The sequence below is a fragment of the Roseivivax sp. genome (genome assembly GCF_054552075.1).
In genome coordinates this window covers 45,404-66,046 of sequence record NZ_JBTOLZ010000014.1, presented here as the reverse complement: position 1 = coordinate 66,046, position 20,643 = coordinate 45,404, and the positions used below count along the sequence as shown (strand labels likewise).

General features: G+C 67.6%; 19 protein-coding genes. 8 read left to right on the top strand and 11 right to left on the bottom strand.

Annotation, left to right across the window (positions count from 1 at the left end; translation table 11 throughout):
* Positions 1–52: 52 nt before the first annotated feature.
* The 3 genes from ACX938_RS11930 (at position 53) to ACX938_RS11920 (ending at position 4,619) form a co-directional block, all read left to right on the top strand.
* The gene (locus ACX938_RS11930) at positions 53–1,282 is read left to right on the top strand and encodes an acyl-CoA dehydrogenase (RefSeq protein ID WP_232752935.1); all 1,230 of its coding nucleotides are present in this window, start codon (positions 53–55) and stop codon (positions 1,280–1,282) included.
* Between the two features lie 89 nt (positions 1,283–1,371).
* Positions 1,372–3,528 (top strand): thiamine pyrophosphate-dependent enzyme, encoded by a 2,157-nt coding sequence (locus ACX938_RS11925; RefSeq protein ID WP_459431214.1) that lies wholly within the window; start codon positions 1,372–1,374, stop codon positions 3,526–3,528.
* Between the two features lie 287 nt (positions 3,529–3,815).
* Positions 3,816–4,619 (top strand): LuxR family transcriptional regulator, encoded by an 804-nt coding sequence (locus ACX938_RS11920; RefSeq protein WP_232752933.1) that lies wholly within the window; start codon positions 3,816–3,818, stop codon positions 4,617–4,619.
* A gap of 347 nt (positions 4,620–4,966) precedes the next feature.
* Here ACX938_RS11920 and tsf read toward each other — a convergent pair whose 3' ends face one another.
* Positions 4,967–5,845, bottom strand: a complete 879-nt coding sequence (gene tsf / locus ACX938_RS11915) for a translation elongation factor Ts (protein WP_459431213.1) — start codon at positions 5,843–5,845, stop codon at positions 4,967–4,969.
* A 109-nt stretch (positions 5,846–5,954) separates the two neighbouring features.
* On the bottom strand, positions 5,955–6,725 hold the full coding sequence (rpsB, locus tag ACX938_RS11910; RefSeq protein WP_232752931.1) for a 30S ribosomal protein S2: 771 nt from the start codon (positions 6,723–6,725) through the stop codon (positions 5,955–5,957).
* A gap of 550 nt (positions 6,726–7,275) precedes the next feature.
* Here rpsB and ACX938_RS11905 point away from each other — a divergent pair.
* Positions 7,276–7,491: a hypothetical protein gene (locus ACX938_RS11905; protein ID WP_459431212.1), complete on the top strand. Its 216-nt coding sequence runs from the start codon at positions 7,276–7,278 to the stop codon at positions 7,489–7,491.
* A gap of 70 nt (positions 7,492–7,561) precedes the next feature.
* Here ACX938_RS11905 and ACX938_RS11900 read toward each other — a convergent pair whose 3' ends face one another.
* Entirely contained in the window at positions 7,562–8,863 is a 1,302-nt protein-coding gene (locus tag ACX938_RS11900) for a HupE/UreJ family protein (protein WP_459431211.1), read from the bottom strand.
* 144 nt (positions 8,864–9,007) lie between these two features.
* On the opposite strand from ACX938_RS11900, the gene ACX938_RS11895 reads away from it, so the two are divergent.
* From ACX938_RS11895 to ACX938_RS11885, 3 genes are all read left to right on the top strand, one after another.
* Entirely contained in the window at positions 9,008–9,901 is an 894-nt protein-coding gene (locus ACX938_RS11895) for a PfkB family carbohydrate kinase (RefSeq protein WP_459431210.1), read from the top strand.
* A complete protein-coding gene (locus tag ACX938_RS11890) occupies positions 9,898–10,812 on the top strand; it encodes a pseudouridine-5'-phosphate glycosidase (RefSeq protein ID WP_459431209.1) in 915 nt (304 codons plus the stop codon). The genes ACX938_RS11895 and ACX938_RS11890 overlap by 4 nt, the downstream gene beginning before the upstream one ends.
* Before the next feature lie 82 nt (positions 10,813–10,894).
* On the top strand, positions 10,895–11,602 hold the full coding sequence (locus tag ACX938_RS11885; protein ID WP_232752927.1) for a DUF502 domain-containing protein: 708 nt from the start codon (positions 10,895–10,897) through the stop codon (positions 11,600–11,602).
* A 164-nt stretch (positions 11,603–11,766) separates the two neighbouring features.
* Here ACX938_RS11885 and ACX938_RS11880 read toward each other — a convergent pair whose 3' ends face one another.
* The 7 genes from ACX938_RS11880 to ACX938_RS11850 form a co-directional block, all read right to left on the bottom strand.
* Positions 11,767–12,801, bottom strand: a complete 1,035-nt coding sequence (locus ACX938_RS11880) for a patatin-like phospholipase family protein (RefSeq protein ID WP_459431208.1) — start codon at positions 12,799–12,801, stop codon at positions 11,767–11,769.
* Positions 12,802–12,862: 61 nt separating this feature from the next.
* The gene (phoB, locus tag ACX938_RS11875; RefSeq protein WP_232752925.1) at positions 12,863–13,552 is read right to left on the bottom strand and encodes a phosphate regulon transcriptional regulator PhoB; all 690 of its coding nucleotides are present in this window, start codon (positions 13,550–13,552) and stop codon (positions 12,863–12,865) included.
* A gap of 6 nt (positions 13,553–13,558) precedes the next feature.
* Positions 13,559–14,293 carry a phosphate signaling complex protein PhoU gene (gene phoU, locus ACX938_RS11870; RefSeq protein WP_232752924.1) on the bottom strand — a complete coding sequence of 245 codons (735 nt, stop codon included), beginning with the start codon at positions 14,291–14,293 and terminating at the stop codon, positions 13,559–13,561.
* 3 nt (positions 14,294–14,296) lie between these two features.
* A complete protein-coding gene (gene pstB, locus ACX938_RS11865) occupies positions 14,297–15,097 on the bottom strand; it encodes a phosphate ABC transporter ATP-binding protein PstB (RefSeq protein ID WP_232752923.1) in 801 nt (266 codons plus the stop codon).
* Between the two features lie 12 nt (positions 15,098–15,109).
* Positions 15,110–16,453: a phosphate ABC transporter permease PstA gene (gene pstA, locus ACX938_RS11860; protein ID WP_459431207.1), complete on the bottom strand. Its 1,344-nt coding sequence runs from the start codon at positions 16,451–16,453 to the stop codon at positions 15,110–15,112.
* Positions 16,450–17,913, bottom strand: coding sequence for a phosphate ABC transporter permease subunit PstC (pstC, locus tag ACX938_RS11855; protein WP_459431206.1), 1,464 nt, complete (start codon positions 17,911–17,913; stop codon positions 16,450–16,452). Before pstC ends, pstA begins: the two co-directional genes overlap by 4 nt.
* A gap of 88 nt (positions 17,914–18,001) precedes the next feature.
* Complete coding sequence (locus tag ACX938_RS11850) at positions 18,002–19,039, bottom strand: substrate-binding domain-containing protein (RefSeq protein ID WP_232752920.1); 1,038 nt, start codon at positions 19,037–19,039, stop codon at positions 18,002–18,004.
* A gap of 285 nt (positions 19,040–19,324) precedes the next feature.
* Here ACX938_RS11850 and trhA point away from each other — a divergent pair, with 285 nt between their 5' ends.
* Positions 19,325–20,008, top strand: a complete 684-nt coding sequence (gene trhA / locus ACX938_RS11845) for a PAQR family membrane homeostasis protein TrhA (RefSeq protein WP_232752919.1) — start codon at positions 19,325–19,327, stop codon at positions 20,006–20,008.
* An 82-nt stretch (positions 20,009–20,090) separates the two neighbouring features.
* Here trhA and ACX938_RS11840 read toward each other — a convergent pair whose 3' ends face one another.
* A complete protein-coding gene (locus ACX938_RS11840; RefSeq protein WP_459431205.1) occupies positions 20,091–20,579 on the bottom strand; it encodes a histidine phosphatase family protein in 489 nt (162 codons plus the stop codon).
* Between the last annotated feature and the right edge of the window lie 64 nt (positions 20,580–20,643).

Here is a 20,643-nt window from a genome sequence, read left to right as displayed (position 1 = left end):
TTATTGCCGTGCACGCAAGATAACCTTCGCGCAAATTGTCGGAGGAGTCGATATGAAAGACCTCGAACAAACCCCCGAGCTCAAGGCCAAGGACGCGCCGAACCTGGGCTCGTTCGATTGGGAAGATCCGTTCCGCCTGGTGGACCAGCTCGAAGAAGACGAGCGCATGATCGCCGAAAGCGCGCGCACCTTCGCCCAGGAGAAGCTGCAGCCGCGCGTCTTGGAGGCCTTCGAGAAGGAGACCGTCGAGCCCGGGATCTTCCGCGAGATGGGCGAGATGGGCCTTCTGGGCACCACCGTCCCCGAGGAATACGGCGGGCTGGGCGCGGGCTATGTCTCTTACGGGCTTGTCGCCCGCGAGATCGAGCGCGTGGACTCGGGCTACCGCTCGATGATGTCGGTGCAGAGCTCGCTGGTGATGTATCCGATCTACGCCTATGGCACCGAGGCGCAGCGCAAGAAATACCTGCCGAAGCTCGCCTCGGGCGAATGGATCGGCTGTTTCGGCCTGACCGAACCGGACGCGGGCTCGGACCCCGCGGGCATGAAGACCCGCGCCGAGAAGACCGCCAATGGCTACAAGCTGACCGGCTCGAAGATGTGGATCTCCAACTCGCCGATCGCGGATGTCTTCGTGGTCTGGGCGAAATCCGAGGAACACGGCGGCAAGATCCGCGGCTTCGTGCTGGAAAAGGGCATGAAGGGGCTGTCGGCCCCGAAGGTCGGCAACAAGATCTCGCTGCGCGCCTCGGTCACCGGTGAGATCGTCATGGAGGGCGTCGAGGTCGGCGAGGATGCGCTCCTGCCCAATGTCGAGGGTCTGAAGGGTCCCTTCGGCTGCCTCAACCGGGCGCGCTACGGCATCGCCTGGGGCGTCATGGGCGCCTCGGAGTTCTGCTGGCAGGCGGCGCGCGGCTACGGGCTCGACCGCAAGCAGTTCGGCAAGCCGATCGCCCAGACGCAGCTGTTCCAGAAGAAGCTCGCCGACATGCAGACCGAGATCGCGCTGGGGCTGCAGGCCAGCCTGCGCGTCGGCCGGCTCATGGACGAGGCCAAGGCCGCGCCCGAGATGATCTCGATCATCAAGCGCAACAACTGCGGCAAGGCGCTGGATATCGCGCGCATGGCCCGCGACATGCACGGCGGCAACGGCATCTCGGCGGAGTTCCAGGTGATCCGCCACATGGTCAACCTCGAGACGGTGAACACCTACGAGGGCACCCATGACGTGCACGCGCTGATCCTGGGCCGGGCGCAGACCGGACTGCAGGCCTTCTTCTGAGGCCCCGGGTTGCGGTCCGCGGGCCGCAGCGACATCTTGGCGGCGCGGGGTGAAAACCTCGCGCCGTTTTCATGAAGGAGATCAAAGGCATGGATGCAGCGACGCGGGTGCACGAGGGATTTCTGGAGCGGGTGCGATCGGGCGGGCTGCCGGATCTGCCCGAGGCGCAGATCGACCGCGACACGCTGCTGACGCTCTGGCGCGCCCAGCTCATCTCGCGTCACATGGACCGGGCCGGGCGCTGGCTGCAATCGCGGGGGCAGGGGTTCTACACCATCGGCTCCTCGGGGCACGAGGGCATGGCCGGCGTGGCCCTGGCGCTGTCGGTCGAGGACCCGGCCTTCCTGCATTACCGCGACGGCGCCTTCCAGGCGGCCCGGGCGCTGCAGGCGGGCCACGACCCGATCATGGATTTCGCGCTCTCCTTCGCGGCCTCCTCCGAGGATCCGATCTCCGGCGGGCGGCACAAGGTGCTGGGCTCGCGCGCGCTGAACATCCCGCCGCAGACCTCGACCATCGCGAGCCATCTGCCGAAGGCGGTGGGCAGCGCCTTCGCGCTGGGGCTGAACAAGCGGCAGGGACGCGCGGAGAACCGGCTGGCCTTCTGCTCCTTCGGCGATGCCTCGATGAACCATTCCACCGCGCTCGGCGCGCTCAACACCGCCGGCTGGACCGCCTGGCAGGGCGCACCGCTGCCGCTGATGTTCGTCTGCGAGGACAACGGCATCGGCATCTCGGTGAAATCGCCCGAAGGCTGGGTCGAGGCGGTGCTGCGCGGCCGCCCGGGGCTGAGCTATGCCCAGGCCGACGGCTGCGACGTGGTCGCGGCCTATGAAGCGGCGCAGCGCATGGCGGGCGAGATCCGGCGCGGACGGCGGCCGGGGCTCCTGCATCTGACCTGCGTGCGGCTTTATGGGCACGCCGGGGCGGATGTCGAAAAGGCCTATCGCCCCGAGGCCGAGATCCTCGCCGAAGAGGCCCGCGATCCCTTGCTCTTCACCGCGCGGCGGCTGCTTCACGCAGGACTTGAAGAAAGGGATATTGTTCAGTCTTACGAGGACGTTGAAAGCCAATGCTTCAGCGCCGCTGAAAGTGCGGCGACGCGACCGCGGCTCACCTCGGCGGCGGATGTGAAAGCCGCCTTGCTGCCGCCCAAGCGCAGGCTGCCGAAATCCAACACGCCGACGCCCGAGGATCGCAAGGCCGCCTTCGGGCCCGCCGACATGCGCGCGCTCGGCGAGCGGCAGCCGATGAACAAGCTCATCAACCTCGGTCTTTCCGACCTGATGCTGGAGCACCCCGAGATCGTCATGGCCGGCGAAGATGTCGGCAAGAAGGGCGGCGTCTACGGCATCACCCGGGGCCTTCAGGCGCGCTTCGGCGCGATGCGGGTCATGGACACGCTTCTCGACGAACAGTCGATCCTGGGGCTGGCCATCGGGCTTGGCCAGCAGGGCTATCTGCCGATCCCCGAGATCCAGTTCCTGGCCTATCTGCACAACGCCGAGGACCAGATCCGCGGCGAGGCGGCGACGCTGCCGTTCTTCTCCAACGGCCAATACGCCAACCCCATGGTGCTGCGCATCGCGGGGCTCGGCTACCAGAAGGGCTTCGGCGGGCATTTCCACAACGACAACTCGCTGGCGGTGCTGCGCGACGTGCCCGGCATCGTGATCGGCTGTCCCTCGGATGGCGCCGACGCGGTGCGCATGTATCGCGAGGCGGTGCGCCTGGCGCGCGAGGAGGCCCGCGTGGTGGTCATGGTGGAGCCCATCGCGCTTTATCCCATGCGCGATCTTCTGGAGGAGGGCGACGGCCTCTGGATGCGCGATTACCCGGAGGCCGGCGAGACCGCGCCGCTCTCGGAGCCACGGCGGCTGGGGGACGGCACGGACCTCGCCATCGTGACCTATGGCAACGGCACGTATCTCTCCGAACAGGCGCGCCACGATCTCGAGGCCTCGGGCGTCTCGGCGCGCGTGGTGGACCTGCGCTGGCTGGCGCCGCTGAACGAGGCGGCGATCCTGCGCGAGATCGAGGGCTGCGGCGCGGTCTTGGTGGTCGACGAATGCCGCAGGACGGGCTCGCAGTCCGAGGCGCTGATGACCTTGCTCTCTGAGCAGAGCGCGCTGCCGCGGGCGCGGGTGACGGCCGAGGATTGCTTCATCGCGACCGGGCCGGCCTATGCCGCGACGCTGCCGTCGCGCGAGGGCATCGTCGAGGCCGCGCGGGCGCTCCTGGGCTGACCTTCGGCGCACGCGCAGGCCCACGCGCACAAATTCCGCCGCCGCGACCCGACGGGGGGCCTTCGCGGCGGCGCGACACGGGGGTCCGTTTCCACCCTGGCTTGATTCGTATAATCAGTATTATGTTAAATACGAAATCCAGAACCTCCGATAATGGCCTGAATTTCTTGCGACTGTGCAACGGAACTCCCCCGGCGTCACCCTGAGCAGCCCGCATATGGCGGAATAACTGGACTCCGTTTTCCGCCCTTCGCTACAACTCTGGGGCCGAGCCTTGGGGAGACAGGATGACTTCGAAACCGACCGTGGAGCAGCCAGCGGACTCGCTGGAGACGCGCCTCCTGCGCCTGACCCATTGCGACCGGATCGAGGAAGTCTGGACCGCGCATCTCGAGGCCATGGCGCTTTATGGCTTCGACCGGCTGCTCTACGGCTTCACGCGCTTCTGGTCCGGCTACAGCTTCGGCGATCCCGATGACTTCCTGGTGCTGACCAATCTCGACCCGGCCTACACCGAGCGCTTCATCGGCGAAGGCATGTATCGCGAAGCGCCCATGGCCCGCTGGGCGCTGCACAACGAAGGCGCCTGTTCCTGGAGCGTGCTGCAACAGATGAGCGACGCCGGCGTGCTCAGCGACACCGAGCGCAAGATCATCGAGTTCAACCGCACCCACGGGCTGACCGCCGGCTACTCGATCTCCTTCCGCTCGGTTTCGCGCCGCTCCAAGGGCGCGATCGCGCTGATGGCGCGCGACGGCATGAGCCAGGCCGAGGTCGACGCGGTCTGGGAGGCGCACGGCGACGAGATCCAGCTGTTCAACAACATCCTGCATCTCAAGGTGCTCACCCTGCCCTACACGCCGCCCAACCAGATGCTGACGCCGCGCCAGCGCGAGGCGCTGGAATGGGTCGGCGACGGCAAGACCACGGCCGATATCGCGACCATCATGGGGCTGACCTCGGCGACGGTGGAAAAGCACCTGCGGCTCGCCCGCGCGGCGCTGAACGTGGAGACCACGGCCCAGGCGGTTCTCAAGGCCGCCTTTCAGAATCAGATGTTTGTCGTCGATCTGGACGCGCACCAGACCTAAAGGTCAGGAATTCCAGACTATCGGGAATCGCGGTTAATCTGGCAACTTATACGTGTCCCGTGAGTGATGGCCCTTTGGCCAGGGACAGGAGGTGCGTAAATACCCCTGTAATTTCAGGGCTCTACGATGCTTCTAGAGGCGAAAGCTTTCCCGTCGCAGGCTCGAATTTCCGGGCATGCGCGGGGCCCGACCGGCCTTACTCTCATCCCCAATGTCTTGGGCCGGTCGGGGAAACCACTTGTTCAACCAAAGGGTTGGGCGCGATCGTTGACCACGACACGCGAAAAGGCCGCCGGGCATCCCCGGCGGCCTTTCTTCATCTCACAACCCTCGCGGGTGGCGCGGACTCAGCCGCCCTGGGCCGCTTTCGCGACCTCGGCTGCGAAGTCCTCTTCCTTCTTCTCGATGCCTTCGCCGACCTGCATCCGGATGAAGCCGGTGATCTCGGCGCCGGCGTCCTTGGCCGCTTCGCCGACGGTCTTGTCGGGGTCGATGACGAAGGCCTGGCCGAGCAGCGTGACCTCGGCAAGGAACTTCTTCATGCGGCCCTCGATCATCTTCTCGATGACCTGCTCGGGCTTGCCGGATTCGCGCGCGATGTCGATCTGGATCTGGCGCTCCTTCTCGACGATGGCGGGGTCCAGATCAGCCTCGGAGAGCGAGGCGGGGTTCGCCGCGGCGATATGCATCGCCACCTGGCGGCCGAAGGCCTCGTCACCGCCGGTCGTGGCGACCAGCACGCCGATGTTGCCCATGCCCTCGGTCGCGGCGTTGTGGATGTAGGAGGCGACGGAGCCGCCCTCGATCTTCTGCATCCGGCGCAGGGTCATGTTCTCGCCGATCTTGGCGATCTTGTCGGTGATGACCTCGGAGACCTTCTTGCCGCCGACCTCGGCCTCGGCCAGCGCCTCGACGCTGTCCTGGCTCAGGGCGGCCTTGGAGATGTCGGCCACCATCGACTGGAATTCGCCGTTCTTGGCGACGAAGTCGGTCTCGGCGTTGATCTCGACGGCGACGCCGGTGCCACCCTCGACGGCCACGGCGACGAGGCCCTCGGCCGCGGTTCGGCCCGACTTCTTCGCGGCCTTGGCCAGGCCCTTGGTGCGCAGCCAGTCGACGGCGGTGTCCATGTCGCCATCGGCCTCGGTCAGCGCCTTCTTGGCATCCATCATGCCTGCGCCGGTCATTTCGCGCAGTTCTTTCACCTGTGCAGCAGTGATCGCCATGTCGGCTCTCCTCAATCTCGGATCAGTTTCCGGGCGGCTCCCCCCAGGGGTGTGCCGCCCGGTCAATGCAATCGGTCCGTGACAGCGCCGTGACGGCGCCGTGCAGGGATCAGGATTCCGCGGGGGCCTCGGCAGCGGCCTCTTCGGCGGGCGCTTCTTCAAGCGCGCCCAGGTCGACGCCTGCGGCCTCCATCTGGCCGGACATGCCGTCGAGCGCGGCGCGGCTGGCGAGATCGCAGTAGAGCGAGATCGCGCGCGCGGCGTCATCGTTGCCGGGGATGATGTAGTCCACGCCCTCGGGCGAGCAGTTGGTGTCGACCACGGCCACGACCGGGATGCCGAGCTTCTTGGCTTCCGCCACGGCGAGCTGCTCTTTCTTGACGTCGATGACGAAAAGCAGGTCCGGCAGGCCGCCCATTTCGCGGATGCCGCCGAGCGAGAGGGTCAGCTTCTCCTGCTCGCGCTCCATGCCCAGGCGCTCTTTCTTGGTGAGGCCCTCGGCGCCGCCTTCCATCTGCTCGTCGATCGACTTCAGACGGTTGATCGACTGCGAGACGGTCTGCCAGTTGGTCAGCGTGCCGCCGAGCCAGCGGTGGTTCATGTAGAACTGCGCGCATTTCTCGGCCGCCTCGGCGATCGGCGCCTGTGCCTGGCGCTTGGTGCCGACGAAGAGCACCGAGCCGCCCTTGGCGACGGTCTCGCGGATGACGTTCAGCGCCGCGTCCAGCATGGGCACGGTCTGGGTCAGGTCGACGATGTGGATGCTGTTGCGCTCGCCGTAGATGAACTCGCCCATGCGGGGGTTCCAGCGCTGCGTCTGGTGGCCGAAGTGAACGCCAGCTTCGAGCAGCTGACGCATGGAGAACTCGGGAAGAGCCATGCCGTTTTCCTTTCCGGTTTACGCCTTGGCGGGGCAAGAGGGCGCGGATTGCGCCAACCGGTGGACACCTGGGGATGTCTCCCCCAAAGGCCCGACCCCGCCTGCGGGATTGAATGGAGGCGCGCTTACACCGCCCCGCACGGCTTGGCAAGGGGCCGGGGGTGGTGTTTGGTGGGCTTTCGCGGGGTTTTTGCCGAGGGCCTCCGCCTTCGTGCGGACGGATGGGATTTTTCCGCGTCTTGAGCGCGCAAACCGAGAATGATTGACCGCCCAAACAACTTAAAGCAGAATGATGGGCGGGGCGTTGCAATCTGGCAGCAGTTTACCGCGTTTCAATCCTTCCTGGTGTATCGAGTGAAAAAGCCGATCCTTCCGCGCTGCCTCACCAAGGTCCTCGGATGCGGCGGTGCGGCTTTCATCGGGCTCGCGGCCTGCGCGGAAAACCTCGAGACCTATCTCTTCGGGTCTGCCGCGACTTGGATTACCTGTGGTACGATATTAGCTCTGCTGTGGGGCGTGGAGACCTTCTGCAGCGCCCCGGGAGGTGACGATGACCAGCAACCGTGAGGCCTTTTGCCTGATTTGCTACCTGCTCGGGGTGGCAGCTCCCTGGGTGCTGTTGCTCGTCGCGGCCATGCTGAGCCTTCTAACGACCTCGCCCGCGATGGGGGCGACGGCGGCCTATCTTGCGGCTGCGGCACTCGGGTTACTGCTCATGTCCTACATCGTGCAGCGCGCGGCGCATATGTGGAAATCCGCGGACTGATCGCAGCACCGTCTTTTCGGCTGCCTGCAGAGGGGCAAGGGACCACCCGGGCCCCCTGCCCCAAAGGCTCTTACAGGAACACCCGCTCGACGAACCAATAGGCTCCGACGAGGCCGATGGCCGCCGAGGCCGGCACCGCCACGAAGGTCTGGTAGGCGTTCAGCTTGTCGACATTGGTCGCGGCCAGAAGGCACAGGAGCGACAGCGCCGCGAGCGGCACCAGGAAGAGCGGCGCGGAGACCTCGAAGGCGGCCAGCACCTCGGTGTTGTTCAGAAGCACGCTCAGCGCCACGAAGACCAGCGCCAGCACCCCGTAGAAGACCTGCCCGGTGCGGTCGTTGAAATCCAGCGCATCGACGCGCAGCGCCACCCAGACGACCAGGAAGGCCACGGCGATCACCGTGAGCTGGCCCAGTTCCACGCCGATGTTGAAGCCCAGGAGCGCCGGGATGAACTGGCCCGGCGGCAGGCCGAACTCGCCCAGGACGCTGGCGAAGCCCAGCCCATGCAAGAGCCCGAAGATGAAGACCACCAGCGGTCGCCAGCGCGAGAACCCGCGCGAGAAGATGTTCTCGAAGGCGACGAAGACGATGGAGGCCGCGATGATCGGCTCGACGATGCTGCCGGGCACATTGACGATGCCGAGCGCGCCAAGCGCCAGCGTCACCGTATGGGCCAGGGTGAAGGCCGAGACCTGCCAGAGGAGCGGGCCGAACTTCGGCGTCAGGAAGAAGAGGCCCAGGACAAAGAGGATATGGTCGAGGCCCATGGGCAGGATGTGCTCGAAGCCCACGGGGATGTAGCTCAGGAAGGCGCCGAGGCCGCTTTGCGCGCCGCCGCCCGCGAGGGCGATGGGCTCGGAGGGCGTGCCGCCTTCGAGGTAGCCGGTGAAGGGCGCCTCGACGCCCTGCTGGCGCAGGACCAGCATGCCCCAGTCGGCGGGCCAGGTGACCGTGAGGCTCTGGGCGCCTTCCGGCAGGGGCGCGGAGAAGCTCAGCGCGGTGTCGCGGGGCAGCTCGGTGTTGCCGACCGGGCCCGGGGCGACGTCTGTCAGCTCCAGCGGCAGCGCTTCGCCGCCGGCGATGATCTCGATCCGATCCGCGATCTCAGCGGCGCGCGCTTCGATCTCCTCGGTCAGCGCCTGTGGCTCCAGCGCCCGCAGCGCGTCGATCCGGTCGGTCTCGGCCAGGGTGTCGGTGTCGGCCACCCCTTCGAGGTCGGCGCCCGCCAGGATGGCCTCGGCGTTCAGCGTCACCTCGAGGCTCAGGCCCTCGGGAGTGGTGGTCAGATCGCCCACCGCCGGGCGCACCTCATGGGCTCCGGCGAGCCCCGCTGTCAGAAGGAAGAAGAGAAGGCTGAGACACCGAAGCATGACGCAAGAACCTGTTCAAAAAAATTTGCCTGCGCCAAGACTTGGGGCTGGGGCTGCATTGTCAATAGCGCAGGCGGCGTGGGCCCGCCGGAATTGCCCGGAATCGCGCTTGCGGCGCGGCGCGGCTTTGGCCAAAACCCGGGTATGAGCCAGACACCCGACATTCTGTGCATCGGATCGGTCCTCTGGGACGTGATCGGACGGTCGCCCTCGCATATGGAGAAGGGCTCGGACGTGCCGGGCCGGATCATCCGGCTGCCGGGCGGCGTGGCGCTGAACATCGCCATGACGCTGGTGCGCTTCGGCATGCGGCCCGCGCTTCTGAGCGCGGTGGGCCGCGACGCCGAGGGCGAGGACCTGGTGCGCCAATGCGCGGGGCTGGGCCTCGAGACGGCGCATCTTTATCGCTCCGACGACCTGCCGACCGACCGTTACATGGCGGTCGAGGGCGCCAACGGGCTGATCGCCGCCATCGCCGACGCCCATTCGCTGGAGGCGGCCGGGGCGAAGATCCTGCGGCCCCTGCGCGAGGGGCCGCTCGGGGATGGGGATGCGCCCTACTCCGGCCCCGTGGCGCTGGACGGCAACCTGACCAGCACGCTGCTCGAGGAGATCGCGCATGACCCGCTGATGGCGGTGGCCGACCTGCGCATCGCGCCGGCCTCGCCGGGCAAGGCCGAACGGCTCCTGCCCTTCCTGCGCGCGGGCCGGGGCACGCTTTACGTCAACCTCGAAGAGGCGGGCATCCTTTGCCAGACCCGCTTTGCCGAGGCCTCCGAGGCCGCGCGGGCGCTGATCGCGCGCGGCGCGGAACGGGCGCTCGTCACCGATGGCTCGGCGCTGGCCGCCGATGCCGATGCCCACCAGGTCCTGACCCGCGAGCCGCCGCGCGTGCTGGTCACACGGGTGACCGGCGCGGGCGACACCTTCATGGCGGCGCATATCGCGACCGAAGCGGGCGGCGCGGACCGCGAGGCCGCGCTGAGCCGGGCGCTGAACGCCGCCGCGCAATATGTATCCGGAGACACCCCCTCATGAGCCTTGTGCATCTTTCCGCCCCCGTCGCCGCCGCGCTAGAGGCCGGAAAGCCGGTGGTGGCGCTGGAATCGACGATCATCACCCATGGGCTGCCGCGCCCGCAGAACCTCGAGGTGGCGCGCCGGATCGAGAACACCGTGCGCGAGAACGGCGCCGAGCCCGCGACCATCGCGGTCCTCGAAGGCCGTCTCTGCGTCGGCCTCGATGACGCGCAGCTTGAGTGGCTCGCCGATGCCGAACGGGTGGCCAAGCTCAGCCGCGCCGACATGGCGGTCTGCATGGCCGAGGGGCGCACCGGGGCGACCACCGTGGCCGCGACCATGATCGCCGCGCGCATGGCGGGCATCGAGGTCTTTGCCACCGGCGGGATCGGCGGTGTGCACCGCGGCGCCGAGCAAAGCTTCGACGTCTCTGCCGACCTGCAGGAGCTGGCGCGCTCTCCGGTGACCGTGGTGGCCGCCGGGGCCAAGGCGATCCTCGATTTGCCGAAAACGCTCGAGGTGCTGGAAACGCTCGGCGTGCCGGTCATGGCCTACGGGCAGGACATGCTGCCGGCCTTCTGGTCGCGCTCGGCGGGCCTGCGGGCGCCCCTGCGCATGGACAGCCCCGGGGTGATCGCCCGCGCGCACCGGATGCGCCGCGAGATGGCGCTTGATGGCGGGCAGCTCGTGGCCAACCCGATCCCCGAAGACGCCGAGATCCCGCGCGCCGAGATGACGCCGATGATCAGTCGCGCCATGCAGGACGCCGCCGACCACGGCATCACCGGCAAGGAGGTCACGCCCTACCTCCTCCAGCGCATCTACGAGCTGAGCGAAGGCCGCTCGCTCGAGGCGAACGTGGCGCTGGTCCTCAACAACGCCGCCCTCGGGGCCCGGATTGCCGCGGAATTGGTCGCAGAGCGCCCCTGAGGGGCCTTCCGCGCCGGAAAGCCGTTGTAGTTCGCGCGGCGGCGTCTTAGCTCTGTCCCGGGGACAGGGGTAATTTGGGAACATGACCGAGCCTTTTGACACCAAACCGCCGAAGCCGGGACTTCTGTCGCGGCTGCGCGCGTCCTTCCTGACCGGGATCGTGGTCATCGCGCCGGTCGGGCTGACCATCTGGCTGATCTGGACGGTGATCGGCTGGATCGACGCCTTCGTGCTGCCGCTGGTGCCGGCCCGTTTCAATCCCGAGGAATACATCGGCATCAACCTGCGCGGCATCGGGGTCATCTTCCTTCTGCTGTTCACGATCCTCGTGGGCTGGGTCGCCAAGGGGCTGATCGGCCGCTCGCTGATCCGCTGGGGCGAAAGCCTCGTGCTGCGCATGCCGATCGTGCGCTCGGTCTATTCCGGCGTGAAGCAGATCGCCGAGACGGTCTTCGTGCAGTCCGAACGCAGCTTCGAGAAGGCCTGCCTGATCGAATACCCGCGCAAGGGCATCTGGGCGATCGGCTTCATCTCGACCGACACCCGTGGCGAGGTGGCCGACAAGGCGGTGACAAGCGGCGGGCTGGTGTCGGTCTTCGTGCCGACGACGCCGAACCCGACCTCGGGCTTCCTGCTGTTCTTCCCGAAGGAGGACGTGATCGAGCTCGACATGACGCTCGAGGAGGCGGCGAAGCTGGTGATCTCGGCGGGGCTGGTCTATCCGAACTCCAAGGATCCGACGCAGCCGCCGGCCCAGCAGGTCGAGCCGCCCGCCCGCGCGGCGGAGTGACGGGCGGAGGCTGGGGCTCGTAGAGCGCCGATTGGAGGGCTCTGAAGCCTGCTGAGCCAGATGCCCGGAGAGCCCGAGGTTCGCCCTTACAAGCGCAGACCGGACCTCTGACGCGCACCTCTTTTCCCAGACAAACCGAAAAACCCGGCCCCGCGCCCTACCCCTCAGTTGAACATGGCCACCAGGTCCGCGGTCTGCCGCTGGCCCAGGTCGTCGCGGTGCTCGCTCAGGAACCGGTCCGCCGCCGCGCGGCCGGCGTCGCGCAGTTGGCAGATCAGCGTCGGCACCGGCACCATCTTCGTCGCGACCGAGAGATCCGTCATCAGGTCGTCGTCGGCGATCATATGCACCAGCACGTTCTTCATCCGCCCCGGCAACACCGAGCCGTCGGCCAGGAGCCGCTGCACGAATTCCACCGCGCGCAGCTCCTTCAGGAGCGCGGAGTTGAAGCTGATCTCGTTGATCCGGTTGTGAATCTCGGGCGCGGTGGTGGGCAGGGTCTCGCGGATCAGCGGGTTGATGTTCACGATCACCACGTCGTCGGGCAGATCCTTGGCGTAAAGCGGGAAAAGCGCGGGGTTGCCGGAATACCCCCCGTCCCAGCAGTATTCCGGCTTGCCCGAGATCGGGCAGGTCACCTCGACCGCCTGGAAGAGCGTCGGCAGACAGGCCGAGGCGAGGATCGCCTCGCGGGTGATCGCCTCGCCGGTGAAGACCCGGATCTTGCCGTCGCGCACGCTGGTGGCCCCGACAAAGAGGCGCGGCCCCCCTGCCCCGCAGACCCCGCCGAAGTCGAGCTGATCGACCACCGGCGCCAGCGGGTTGCGGTAATATGGCCCCCAGGCATAGGGCGAGATCACCCGGTTCGCGGTGTCGCCGATCGCGTAGCCCGGCGAATATTCCAGCGCCAGCGAGGTGATGCCGGGATGCGGCAGCCAGGCGTTCATCCAGTCCGGCAGGCCCAGCGTCTTGACCTGGGTGACCTCGTTCCAAAGCCAGGCCAGCCGCTCGCGGGCGCCCTCGCGGCCACCGGCCTGCCAGCCGCACTTCAGCGCCGCGCCGTTCAGCGCCCCCGCCGAGGTGCCCGAGATCGCGGCGATCTCGACCTCCTCGTCCTCGAGGATCCGGTCGAGCACGCCCCAGGTGTAAGCGCCATGCGCGCCGCCGCCCTGCAGGGCCAGGTTGATGCGTTTGGTCATGGCGTCGCCCCTTCCTGCCTGCTGGAGCGGGAGCTAATGCCGCAGCGCGGCATTGCAAGCCTCAGCCGAGGGCGTAGCCCGCCCCGCGCACGGTGCGCAGCACGTCCTCGCCGCCGTGCTGGGACAGCGCTTTGCGCAACCGTCCGACATGCACGTCGACAGTGCGTGTGTCGACATAGACGTCGCGCCCCCAGACCCGGTCGAGCAGCTGTTCGCGGCTCCAGACCCGCCCCGGCTTCTCCATGAAGGTCGAGAGCAGCCGGAACTCCGTCGGCCCGAGCTTCAGGGGCTGGCCGTCGCGGGTCACGCGATGGGTCTCGGCGTCGAGCAGGATGTCCTGGTATTCGAGCTGCTGGCCCGCCGCCGCCGGCCGGGTCCGGCGCAGCTGCGCGCGCACCCGGGCCATGAGCTCGATCACCGAATAGGGTTTCACCACGTAGTCGTCGGCGCCGGTCTCGAGGCCGCGCACGCGGTCGACCTCTTCGGAGCGGGCCGAAAGCATGATCACCGGCACGCCCCGCGTCTCGGGGCGGATCTTGATCTGGCGGCAGACCTCGATGCCCGAGAGCTTGGGCAGCATCCAGTCGAGGATCACGATGTCGGGCTGTTCCTCGTCAAAGAGCAGCATCGCCTCCTCGCCGTCCTCGGCCCGGGCCACGCGGAAGCCCTCGGCCTCCAGGTTGTAGCTCAGAACCTCGCGCTGCGCGGCCTCGTCCTCGACCACCAGCACGATCGGTTTCGCCCCGGACATGCCTCGTTACCCTTCCTTGGGATCCAGCGAATAGGTCGCGTCCGACGAGGTCTTGTCGGCTTTCTCGCGCGGCAGGTCGCCGCGTTCGCCGGAAACCACGAAGACCACCTGTTCGCAGATCGAGGTCACGTGGTCGCCCATGCGCTCCACGTTCTTGGCGATGAAATGCAGGTGCATGCAGGCGGTGATGTTGCGCGGGTCCTCGAGCATGAAGGTCAGGATCTCGCGGAAGATGGTGTTGTACATCCGGTCGAGTTCCTCGTCGCGCGCGATCACGTCGCGGGCGAGCTCGGCGTCGCGCTGGATATAGGCGTCGAGCGCGTCCTTCAGCATCAGCTCGACCTCGCGCGCCATGCGCTTCAGCGAGGCGCCGACGCCGGCGACGGGCTGCAGCTGCGCCAGCACCCCGGTGCGCTTGGCCATGTTCTTCGACAGATCGCCGATGCGCTCGAGGTTGGCCGACATCCGCATCACCGAAAGCACCAGCCGCAGGTCCGACGCGGTGGGCGCGCGCAGGGCCAGCACCCGCGCCGCCTCGTCGTTGAGGCTGTCTTCCAGCGCGTCGACCGCCCGGTCGCTGGCGCGCACCTGTTCGGCCAGCTCTTCGTCGCGGGTCGCCAGGCTCTGGGCGGCATCCCGGATCTGGGTCTCCACCAGGCCGCCCATCTTCATGATCTGGGCCTGGATGCCTTCGAGGTCGCGGTCGAAGGCCGAGCTGATGTGGGGCGTCATGTCACTCATGTCTTATCCGATCCGTCCGGTGATGTAGCTTTCGGTCCGGCTGTCCTGGGGGTTGGTGAAGATCTTGTCGGTCTCCCCGTATTCCACGAGATTGCCGAGGTGGAAGAAGGCGGTCTTCTGGCTGACCCGCGCGGCCTGCTGCATGGAGTGGGTGACGATCACCACGGAGTAATCCTGGCGCAGCTCGTCGATCAGCTCCTCGACCTGGCCGGTGGCGATCGGGTCGAGCGCCGAACAGGGCTCGTCCATGAGCAGGATCTCGGGTTCGGTGGCCACCGCGCGGGCGATGCAGAGCCGCTGCTGCTGGCCGCCCGAGAGCCCGGTGCCCGGCGCGTCGAGCCGGTCCTTCACCTCGTCCCAGAGCGCCCCGCGGCGCAGCGCCCGCTCGACGATCTCGTCGAGCTCGGCCTTGTTCTTGGCCAGCCCGTGGATCTTCGGCCCGTAGGCCACATTGTCGTAGATCGACTTCGGGAAGGGGTTCGGCTTCTGGAACACCATGCCGACCTTGGCGCGCAGCTGCACCGGGTCGACCCGCTTGTCGTAGATGTCCTCTCCGTCGATGCGGATCGAGCCTTCGATGCGGGCGATGTCGATGGTGTCGTTCATGCGGTTCAGGCAGCGCAGGAAGGTCGACTTGCCGCAGCCCGACGGGCCGATGAAGGCCGTCACCGTCTTGTCGAGGATGTCGACCGAGACGTCCTTGATGGCGTGGGTGTCGGCGTAATAGACCTGCACGTCCTTCGCGGCGATCTTGACGTCTTTGGCGCTCACTTCTCTCTCCGCTCGGGTTGGATTGTCGTACATGATGATAACTCCTTACCAGCGGCGCTCAAACTTGCGGCGCAGGATGATCGCGATGGCATTCATCGCGAAGAGGAAGACCAGGAGGATGATGATCCCGCCCCAGGCGCGCTCGTAATAGGCCGGATCGGCGCGTTTGGCCCATTCGTAGATCTGCGCCGGCATGGCCGAGTTGGGGTCGAGGAACCCAGAGGCGAGGCCGTCGGGATAATTGGTCGCGATATAGCCCACCATGCCGATCAGCAGGAGCGGCGCGGTCTCGCCCAGGGCCTGCGCGAGGCCGATGATCGTGCCGGTCAGGATGCCGGGCAGCGCCAGCGGCAGCACGTGATGGAAGACCGCCTGGGTCTGCGAGGCGCCCACCCCCAGCGCCGCGGCGCGGATCGAGGGCGGCACCGCCTTCAGCGCCGCGCGGGTCGAGATCACGATGGTCGGCAGGGTCATCAGCGTCAGCGTCAGCCCGCCCACGATGGGCGCCGACTGCGGCAGCTCCACGACCTGGATGAAGACCGCGAGCCCGAGGATGCCGAAGACGATCGAGGGCACCGCCGCGAGGTTCGAGATGTTCACCTCGATCAGGTCGGTGAAGCGGTTTTTCGGCGCGAATTCCTCGAGGTAGATCGAGGCGGCGACGCCGATCGGCAGCGACAGCCCCAGCACCACCAGCATCATGAAGAAGGAGCCCAGCATGGCGACCCCGATGCCGGCCTGTTCGGCGCGGCTTTCCGAGGCGTCGGTGCCGGTGATGAAGTCCCAGTTGAAGGATTTCTGCACCAGCCCCTCGGCGCGCATGGCGTCGATCAGGTCGAGGTGCTCGGGGTCGATGTTGCGGTCGCGCTCGGCGCTGGCGCGGTCGACCCGGCCCTTGAGGTAGCCGTCGGTGCGCGAGCCCGCAAGGATGCGCACCTCGAGCCGCTCTCCGATCAGCTCGGGGTTCTCGATCACCCGGTCGCGCACCTGTGCGGCCGCCGAGGCCGAGATCAGCGGGCCCATGTCGCCGGCGCCGCCGAATCTCTCCTCGAAGCCCAGCTCGCGTGCCTGTTCCCAGACCGCCTCCTGGATCAGCGGCTTGTAGGTGAAGGTCGTGGCCTTGGAGGGATCCTCGCGGTCGAGCTTCTCGGGATCGAGATAGACCGGCACCTCGATGAAGGTCTGCTGGAAGGCCGAGACGCCGTTCCAGAGGATCGAGCCCAGGAGCACCACCAGGAAGAAGACCCCAGTCGCGATGGCGGCGATGCCATAGGCGCGGAAGCGGCCCTCGGCGGCGTTGCGCTTGCGGGTATTGGCATCGGCCGAGATGATCGACCGGCCCTGACCGGAGGCGGCGGCCGGGCTGGCAGAGGCGTTTGCGTCGGTCATTCGTACTGCTCCCGGTACTTGCGGACGATGTAGAGGGCGAAGACGTTGAGCGCGAGCGTCAGCACGAAGAGCGTCATGCCGAGCGCGAAGGCCACCAGCGCCTCGGGCGAGGCGAAATCGGCGTCGCCGGTGAGCTGGCTGACGATCTTGGCGGTCACCGTGGTCATCGCCTCGAAGGGATTGCCCGAGATCCGCGCGGCGGCGCCGGCGCCCAGCACCACGATCATGGTCTCGCCGATGGCGCGCGAGGCGGCCAGCAGCACCGCGCCGACGATGCCCGGAAGCGCGGCGGGCAGGATCACCTGCTTGATGGTCTCGGACTGGGTGGCGCCCAGCCCGTAGGAGCCGTCGCGCAGCGACTGCGGCACGGCGTTGATGATGTCATCGGAGAGCGAGGAGACGAAGGGGATGAGCATGATGCCCATGACCAGCCCCGCGGTCATCACCGCGGTGCCCGCGGGCATGATGCCGATGCCGCCGTCGCCGAAGACCTTCATCAGGAGCGGCCCGACGGTCAGCAGCGCGAAGAGGCCGTAGACGATGGTCGGAATGCCGGCGAGGATCTCGATCGCGGGCTTGGCCACGGCGCGCACCTGCCTGGTGGCGTATTCCGACAGGTAGACCGCCGCGAAAAGCCCGATCGGCACCGCCACCAGCAGCGCGATGAAGGAGATGTAGAGCGTGCCCCAGAGGAGCGGCAGGATGCCCAGCTCCGAGCCGCCGCCGAAGGAGGGCGACCAGGTGGTCGAGAAGAAGAAGTCGCTGGCGGGATAGAGGCGGAAGAACTCGATGGTGTTGAAGACCAGGCTCAGGACGATGCCGATGGTGGTCAGGATCGCGATCGAGGCGGCCAGGATCAGGAGCGCGCGGATGCCCTGCTCCACGGTGTTGCGGGCGCGGAAGTCCTTGCGGGACTCGGCGATGCCGTAGACGAGGCCTGCGAGCGCCAGCGCCAGCACGACCACGGTGCGCAGCGTGCCCGCGGTGGCGCTGAGCGCGCGGTAGTCCTGCGCCGAGATCAGCACCTGGGCGGTCACGTCGGAGCCAAGCGCCACGCCCGCGTCGGCGAGCCGCGCGCGCACGTCCGAGGTCTCGACCCGCATGGTCTCGGCCTCGTCGAAGGTCATGCTGCCTCGCGCCACGGCCACGTCGAGCCCGTTGGCCACCCGGCGCACATCGGCCATCACCAGGCTCGTCGCCCGGTCCGAGCGCGAGGCTTCCTCGGCGATGTCGCTGCGGATTATCTGCTCGACCGCGAAGGGCTGCAGCACCAGCCAGAGCGCCATCATCAGAAGCGCCGGCACGGCGACCTTCATCGCCACGTTGGTCCCGTAATAGGAGGGCAGCGAATGCAGGCGGCGGGCGTCTCCGCCGGCCCCGGCAAGCGCCCGCTGGCGTCCGCCGACATAGCCGATCACGGCCAGCGCCAGAACGATGAGGATCAGCCAGGATGACGGCATGGTCTGTGGCTCCGCTGTCTTGGGCAGTCAAAAAGGGAAGGGGCGGCGATATAGCGGCCGCCCCTTCCCGTCAATCATCGCGGGCCGGTTAGGAGCCGGTGCCCATGACGGTTTCATTCTCGATCTTGGCCTGGGTCTCGGCCAGTTCCGGATCGGGCACCAGGCCGTAGTTGGCCAGCGGGCCGCCGGGGCCGGCGATCTCGTCGGCGACGAAGAAGGAGGCGAATTCCTTCAGGCCGGGGATGACGCCGATGTGGGCCTTCTTGATGTAGAAGAACAGCGGGCGCGAGACCGGGTATTCACCGGCTGCGATCGACTCGGTGGTCGGCTCGACGCCGCCCATGGTGGCGACCTTCAGCTTGTCGGTGTTGTTCTCGTAGAAGGCCAGGCCGAAGACGCCGACACCCTCGGGGTTGCTGTCGATGCGGGCCAGGGTCTCGGTGTAGTCGCCGTCGATGTCGACCGAGGCGCCATCGGTGCGGACCGCCATGCAGGCGTCCTCGGCGTCGTCCTCGGACATGCCGCCGTCGAGCATCGCCTGCATCGCGCCGGTGTCTTCGCAGCCCTGCAGCAGGACCTTCTCTTCGAAGACCTCGCGGGTGCCGTGCTTGGTGCCCGGGATGAAGGCCGCGATGTCGACCGCCGGCAGATCGGCGTTGGCATCGGCCCAGGTGGTGTTCGGGTTCTCGACCAGCTCGCCGTCGACGAGGATCTGCTCGCCGAGCGCGTTGAACCAGTCGGAGGGCTCGAAGGCGGTGAAGGCCGGGCCGTCGATCTGGCTGGCGAAGACGATGCCGTCATAGCCGATGCGGACCTCGATGATCTCCTCGACGCCGTTGGCGGCGCAGGTCTCGACCTCGCCGCTGCGGATGGCGCGCGATGCATTGGCGATGTCGATGGTGTTCTCGCCCACGCCTTCGCAGAAGCGCTTCAGGCCCGCCGAGGACCCGCCCGATTCCACGACCGGGGTCGGGAAGTCGAAGTTCTCGCCGAAGGCTTCGGCGACGATCGAGGCATAGGGCAGAACGGTCGAGGAACCGGCCACCTGGACGTTGTCGCGCGACTGCGCGAAGGCCGGAGCCGCGACGGCCAGCGCCAGTGCGGAGACGGTGAGGGTCTTGGTCATGAATCACTCCATTCGAGTGTGTGTTTTCCTATCGGACGAGCGCTCCCGAGGAAGCGAACTCGGCGCGACGCCTAAAGATCACCGCTGAAGCTTTTGTGACGGGGATGTAACAGTTTCATGACAGCGCCCCGGGGAATCTTCCCGAAATCGCCCCGAGGCATCACGATAAAGCCAGCGCCCTAGCCGGGCCCCTACCCCGGAATACCTTTTTGTCGGCGGGATTGGGCCGCAATCTCGTCCGCAATCGCCCGGAATTCCGCCGCCTTCGCGGGGTAGGATAAAATAATGGTCCGAGATCTGACATATTGGGGCGCAGCCCTGCACAATGGCCCACCGCTGAGTTTCCGGGCCTGGCTGACCGATGCGATCGTCAATCTCGCCGGGCTGATTCTGGCCCTCGGAGGGGCCGCCTTCCTGATGGGCTGGGCCACGGTTTCGGGCGCCTCGGGGCCGGTGCTGATGGCGCTGTCGCTCTATGCCGCGGCGCTGGTGGCGAGCTTCCTGGCCTCGCTGGTCTACAACTCCGGGCCCTGGCACGCGCAGCGCCCGCTCCTGCGGCGGCTCGACCACGCGGCGATCTACATCAAGATCGCGGGCACGGCGACGCCCTTCGCGGTGATCGTCGCCTCGCCCTTCGCGCTGTCGATGATGTCGCTGGTCTGGGTGCTGGCGCTCTACGGCGCCTCGCGCAAGCTGTTCTTCTGGTGGAAGCCCGGGCGCTTCGACCCCTTCGTCTACCTGGGCCTCGCCTGGTTCTCGGCGCTGCCCATGGTGGCGCTGCCGGGGCTGGTGCCGCAGGCGACGATGTGGCTGATGCTCGCGGGCGGGCTGATCTACACCGGCGGGGTCTATTTCTACATGCGCCACGACTGGCCTTATGCGCGGGCGCTCTGGCACATCTGCGTGCTGGCCGCCGCGAGCGCCTTCTACGCCGCGGTGATCCTCGGCGCGCCGGGCCGGCTGTTCTGAGCGGAGACGGCGGGGCCTGCGCCCGCCGGCTTGTCCCTGACCCACCCAAGTCAGAGGACAGACCCGCCGCCCCGGCCAAGTCTCACTTCCCGAAGCGCCGCATCTCCACCGTCACCAAACCCGAGGCATCAGCGCGCACGACCGCCAGGTCGCCGTAGTTCAGAGGCGCGGGCCCGGGCAGCGACAGCGCCTCCCAGATCGGGGCGATATTGCCCTTGTTGCCGACCCAGAGCAGCGCCCGCCCTTCGTTCCCCGGCAGGATGCGCGCGGCGATGCGCGAGTCGGGCACCGTCTCGATCTCGAGGTCCTGCACGGCGGCGACCGGCGCGGCGGTGGCGCGGTTCCGGGCGTAGCTCGTGGAATAGATCCGGTCGATCTGCGCCTCGGCCAGGGCCAGCGCCAGCGCCTCGGCGCGGGCGACGCCGGCCTTGGTCAGCGCGTCGCCGTCCTTCTCGCCGTGGCGCACGACGTAAAGCGTGGTGCCCGGCGCCAGCCGCGCCTGGGGCCCCGGCCCCGCGCAGCCCGCAAGCCAAAACGCGCCGGCGCCCGCCAGGAATATCCGTCGGTCCATCTGGTCATCCTCCCCCGTCCTGTCCCGGCGGAAAGACTGCCCCGCGCGGGAGGCCCTTGGCAAT

Excerpts from the sequence above, each read along its gene's own strand:
- ACX938_RS11930 (WP_232752935.1), top strand. The coding sequence starts at position 53 with ATGAAAGACCTCGAACAAACCCCCGAGCTCAAGGCCAAGGACGCGCCG.
- ACX938_RS11925 (WP_459431214.1), top strand. The coding sequence starts at position 1,372 with ATGGATGCAGCGACGCGGGTGCACGAGGGATTTCTGGAGCGGGTGCGA.
- ACX938_RS11920 (WP_232752933.1), top strand. The coding sequence starts at position 3,816 with ATGACTTCGAAACCGACCGTGGAGCAGCCAGCGGACTCGCTGGAGACG.
- tsf (WP_459431213.1), bottom strand. The coding sequence starts at position 5,845 with ATGGCGATCACTGCTGCACAGGTGAAAGAACTGCGCGAAATGACCGGC.
- rpsB (WP_232752931.1), bottom strand. The coding sequence starts at position 6,725 with ATGGCTCTTCCCGAGTTCTCCATGCGTCAGCTGCTCGAAGCTGGCGTT.
- ACX938_RS11905 (WP_459431212.1), top strand. The coding sequence starts at position 7,276 with ATGACCAGCAACCGTGAGGCCTTTTGCCTGATTTGCTACCTGCTCGGG.
- ACX938_RS11900 (WP_459431211.1), bottom strand. The coding sequence starts at position 8,863 with ATGCTTCGGTGTCTCAGCCTTCTCTTCTTCCTTCTGACAGCGGGGCTC.
- ACX938_RS11895 (WP_459431210.1), top strand. The coding sequence starts at position 9,008 with ATGAGCCAGACACCCGACATTCTGTGCATCGGATCGGTCCTCTGGGAC.
- ACX938_RS11890 (WP_459431209.1), top strand. The coding sequence starts at position 9,898 with ATGAGCCTTGTGCATCTTTCCGCCCCCGTCGCCGCCGCGCTAGAGGCC.
- ACX938_RS11885 (WP_232752927.1), top strand. The coding sequence starts at position 10,895 with ATGACCGAGCCTTTTGACACCAAACCGCCGAAGCCGGGACTTCTGTCG.
- ACX938_RS11880 (WP_459431208.1), bottom strand. The coding sequence starts at position 12,801 with ATGACCAAACGCATCAACCTGGCCCTGCAGGGCGGCGGCGCGCATGGC.
- phoB (WP_232752925.1), bottom strand. The coding sequence starts at position 13,552 with ATGTCCGGGGCGAAACCGATCGTGCTGGTGGTCGAGGACGAGGCCGCG.
- phoU (WP_232752924.1), bottom strand. The coding sequence starts at position 14,293 with ATGAGTGACATGACGCCCCACATCAGCTCGGCCTTCGACCGCGACCTC.
- pstB (WP_232752923.1), bottom strand. The coding sequence starts at position 15,097 with ATGTACGACAATCCAACCCGAGCGGAGAGAGAAGTGAGCGCCAAAGAC.
- pstA (WP_459431207.1), bottom strand. The coding sequence starts at position 16,453 with ATGACCGACGCAAACGCCTCTGCCAGCCCGGCCGCCGCCTCCGGTCAG.
- pstC (WP_459431206.1), bottom strand. The coding sequence starts at position 17,913 with ATGCCGTCATCCTGGCTGATCCTCATCGTTCTGGCGCTGGCCGTGATC.
- ACX938_RS11850 (WP_232752920.1), bottom strand. The coding sequence starts at position 19,039 with ATGACCAAGACCCTCACCGTCTCCGCACTGGCGCTGGCCGTCGCGGCT.
- trhA (WP_232752919.1), top strand. The coding sequence starts at position 19,325 with ATGGTCCGAGATCTGACATATTGGGGCGCAGCCCTGCACAATGGCCCA.
- ACX938_RS11840 (WP_459431205.1), bottom strand. The coding sequence starts at position 20,579 with ATGGACCGACGGATATTCCTGGCGGGCGCCGGCGCGTTTTGGCTTGCG.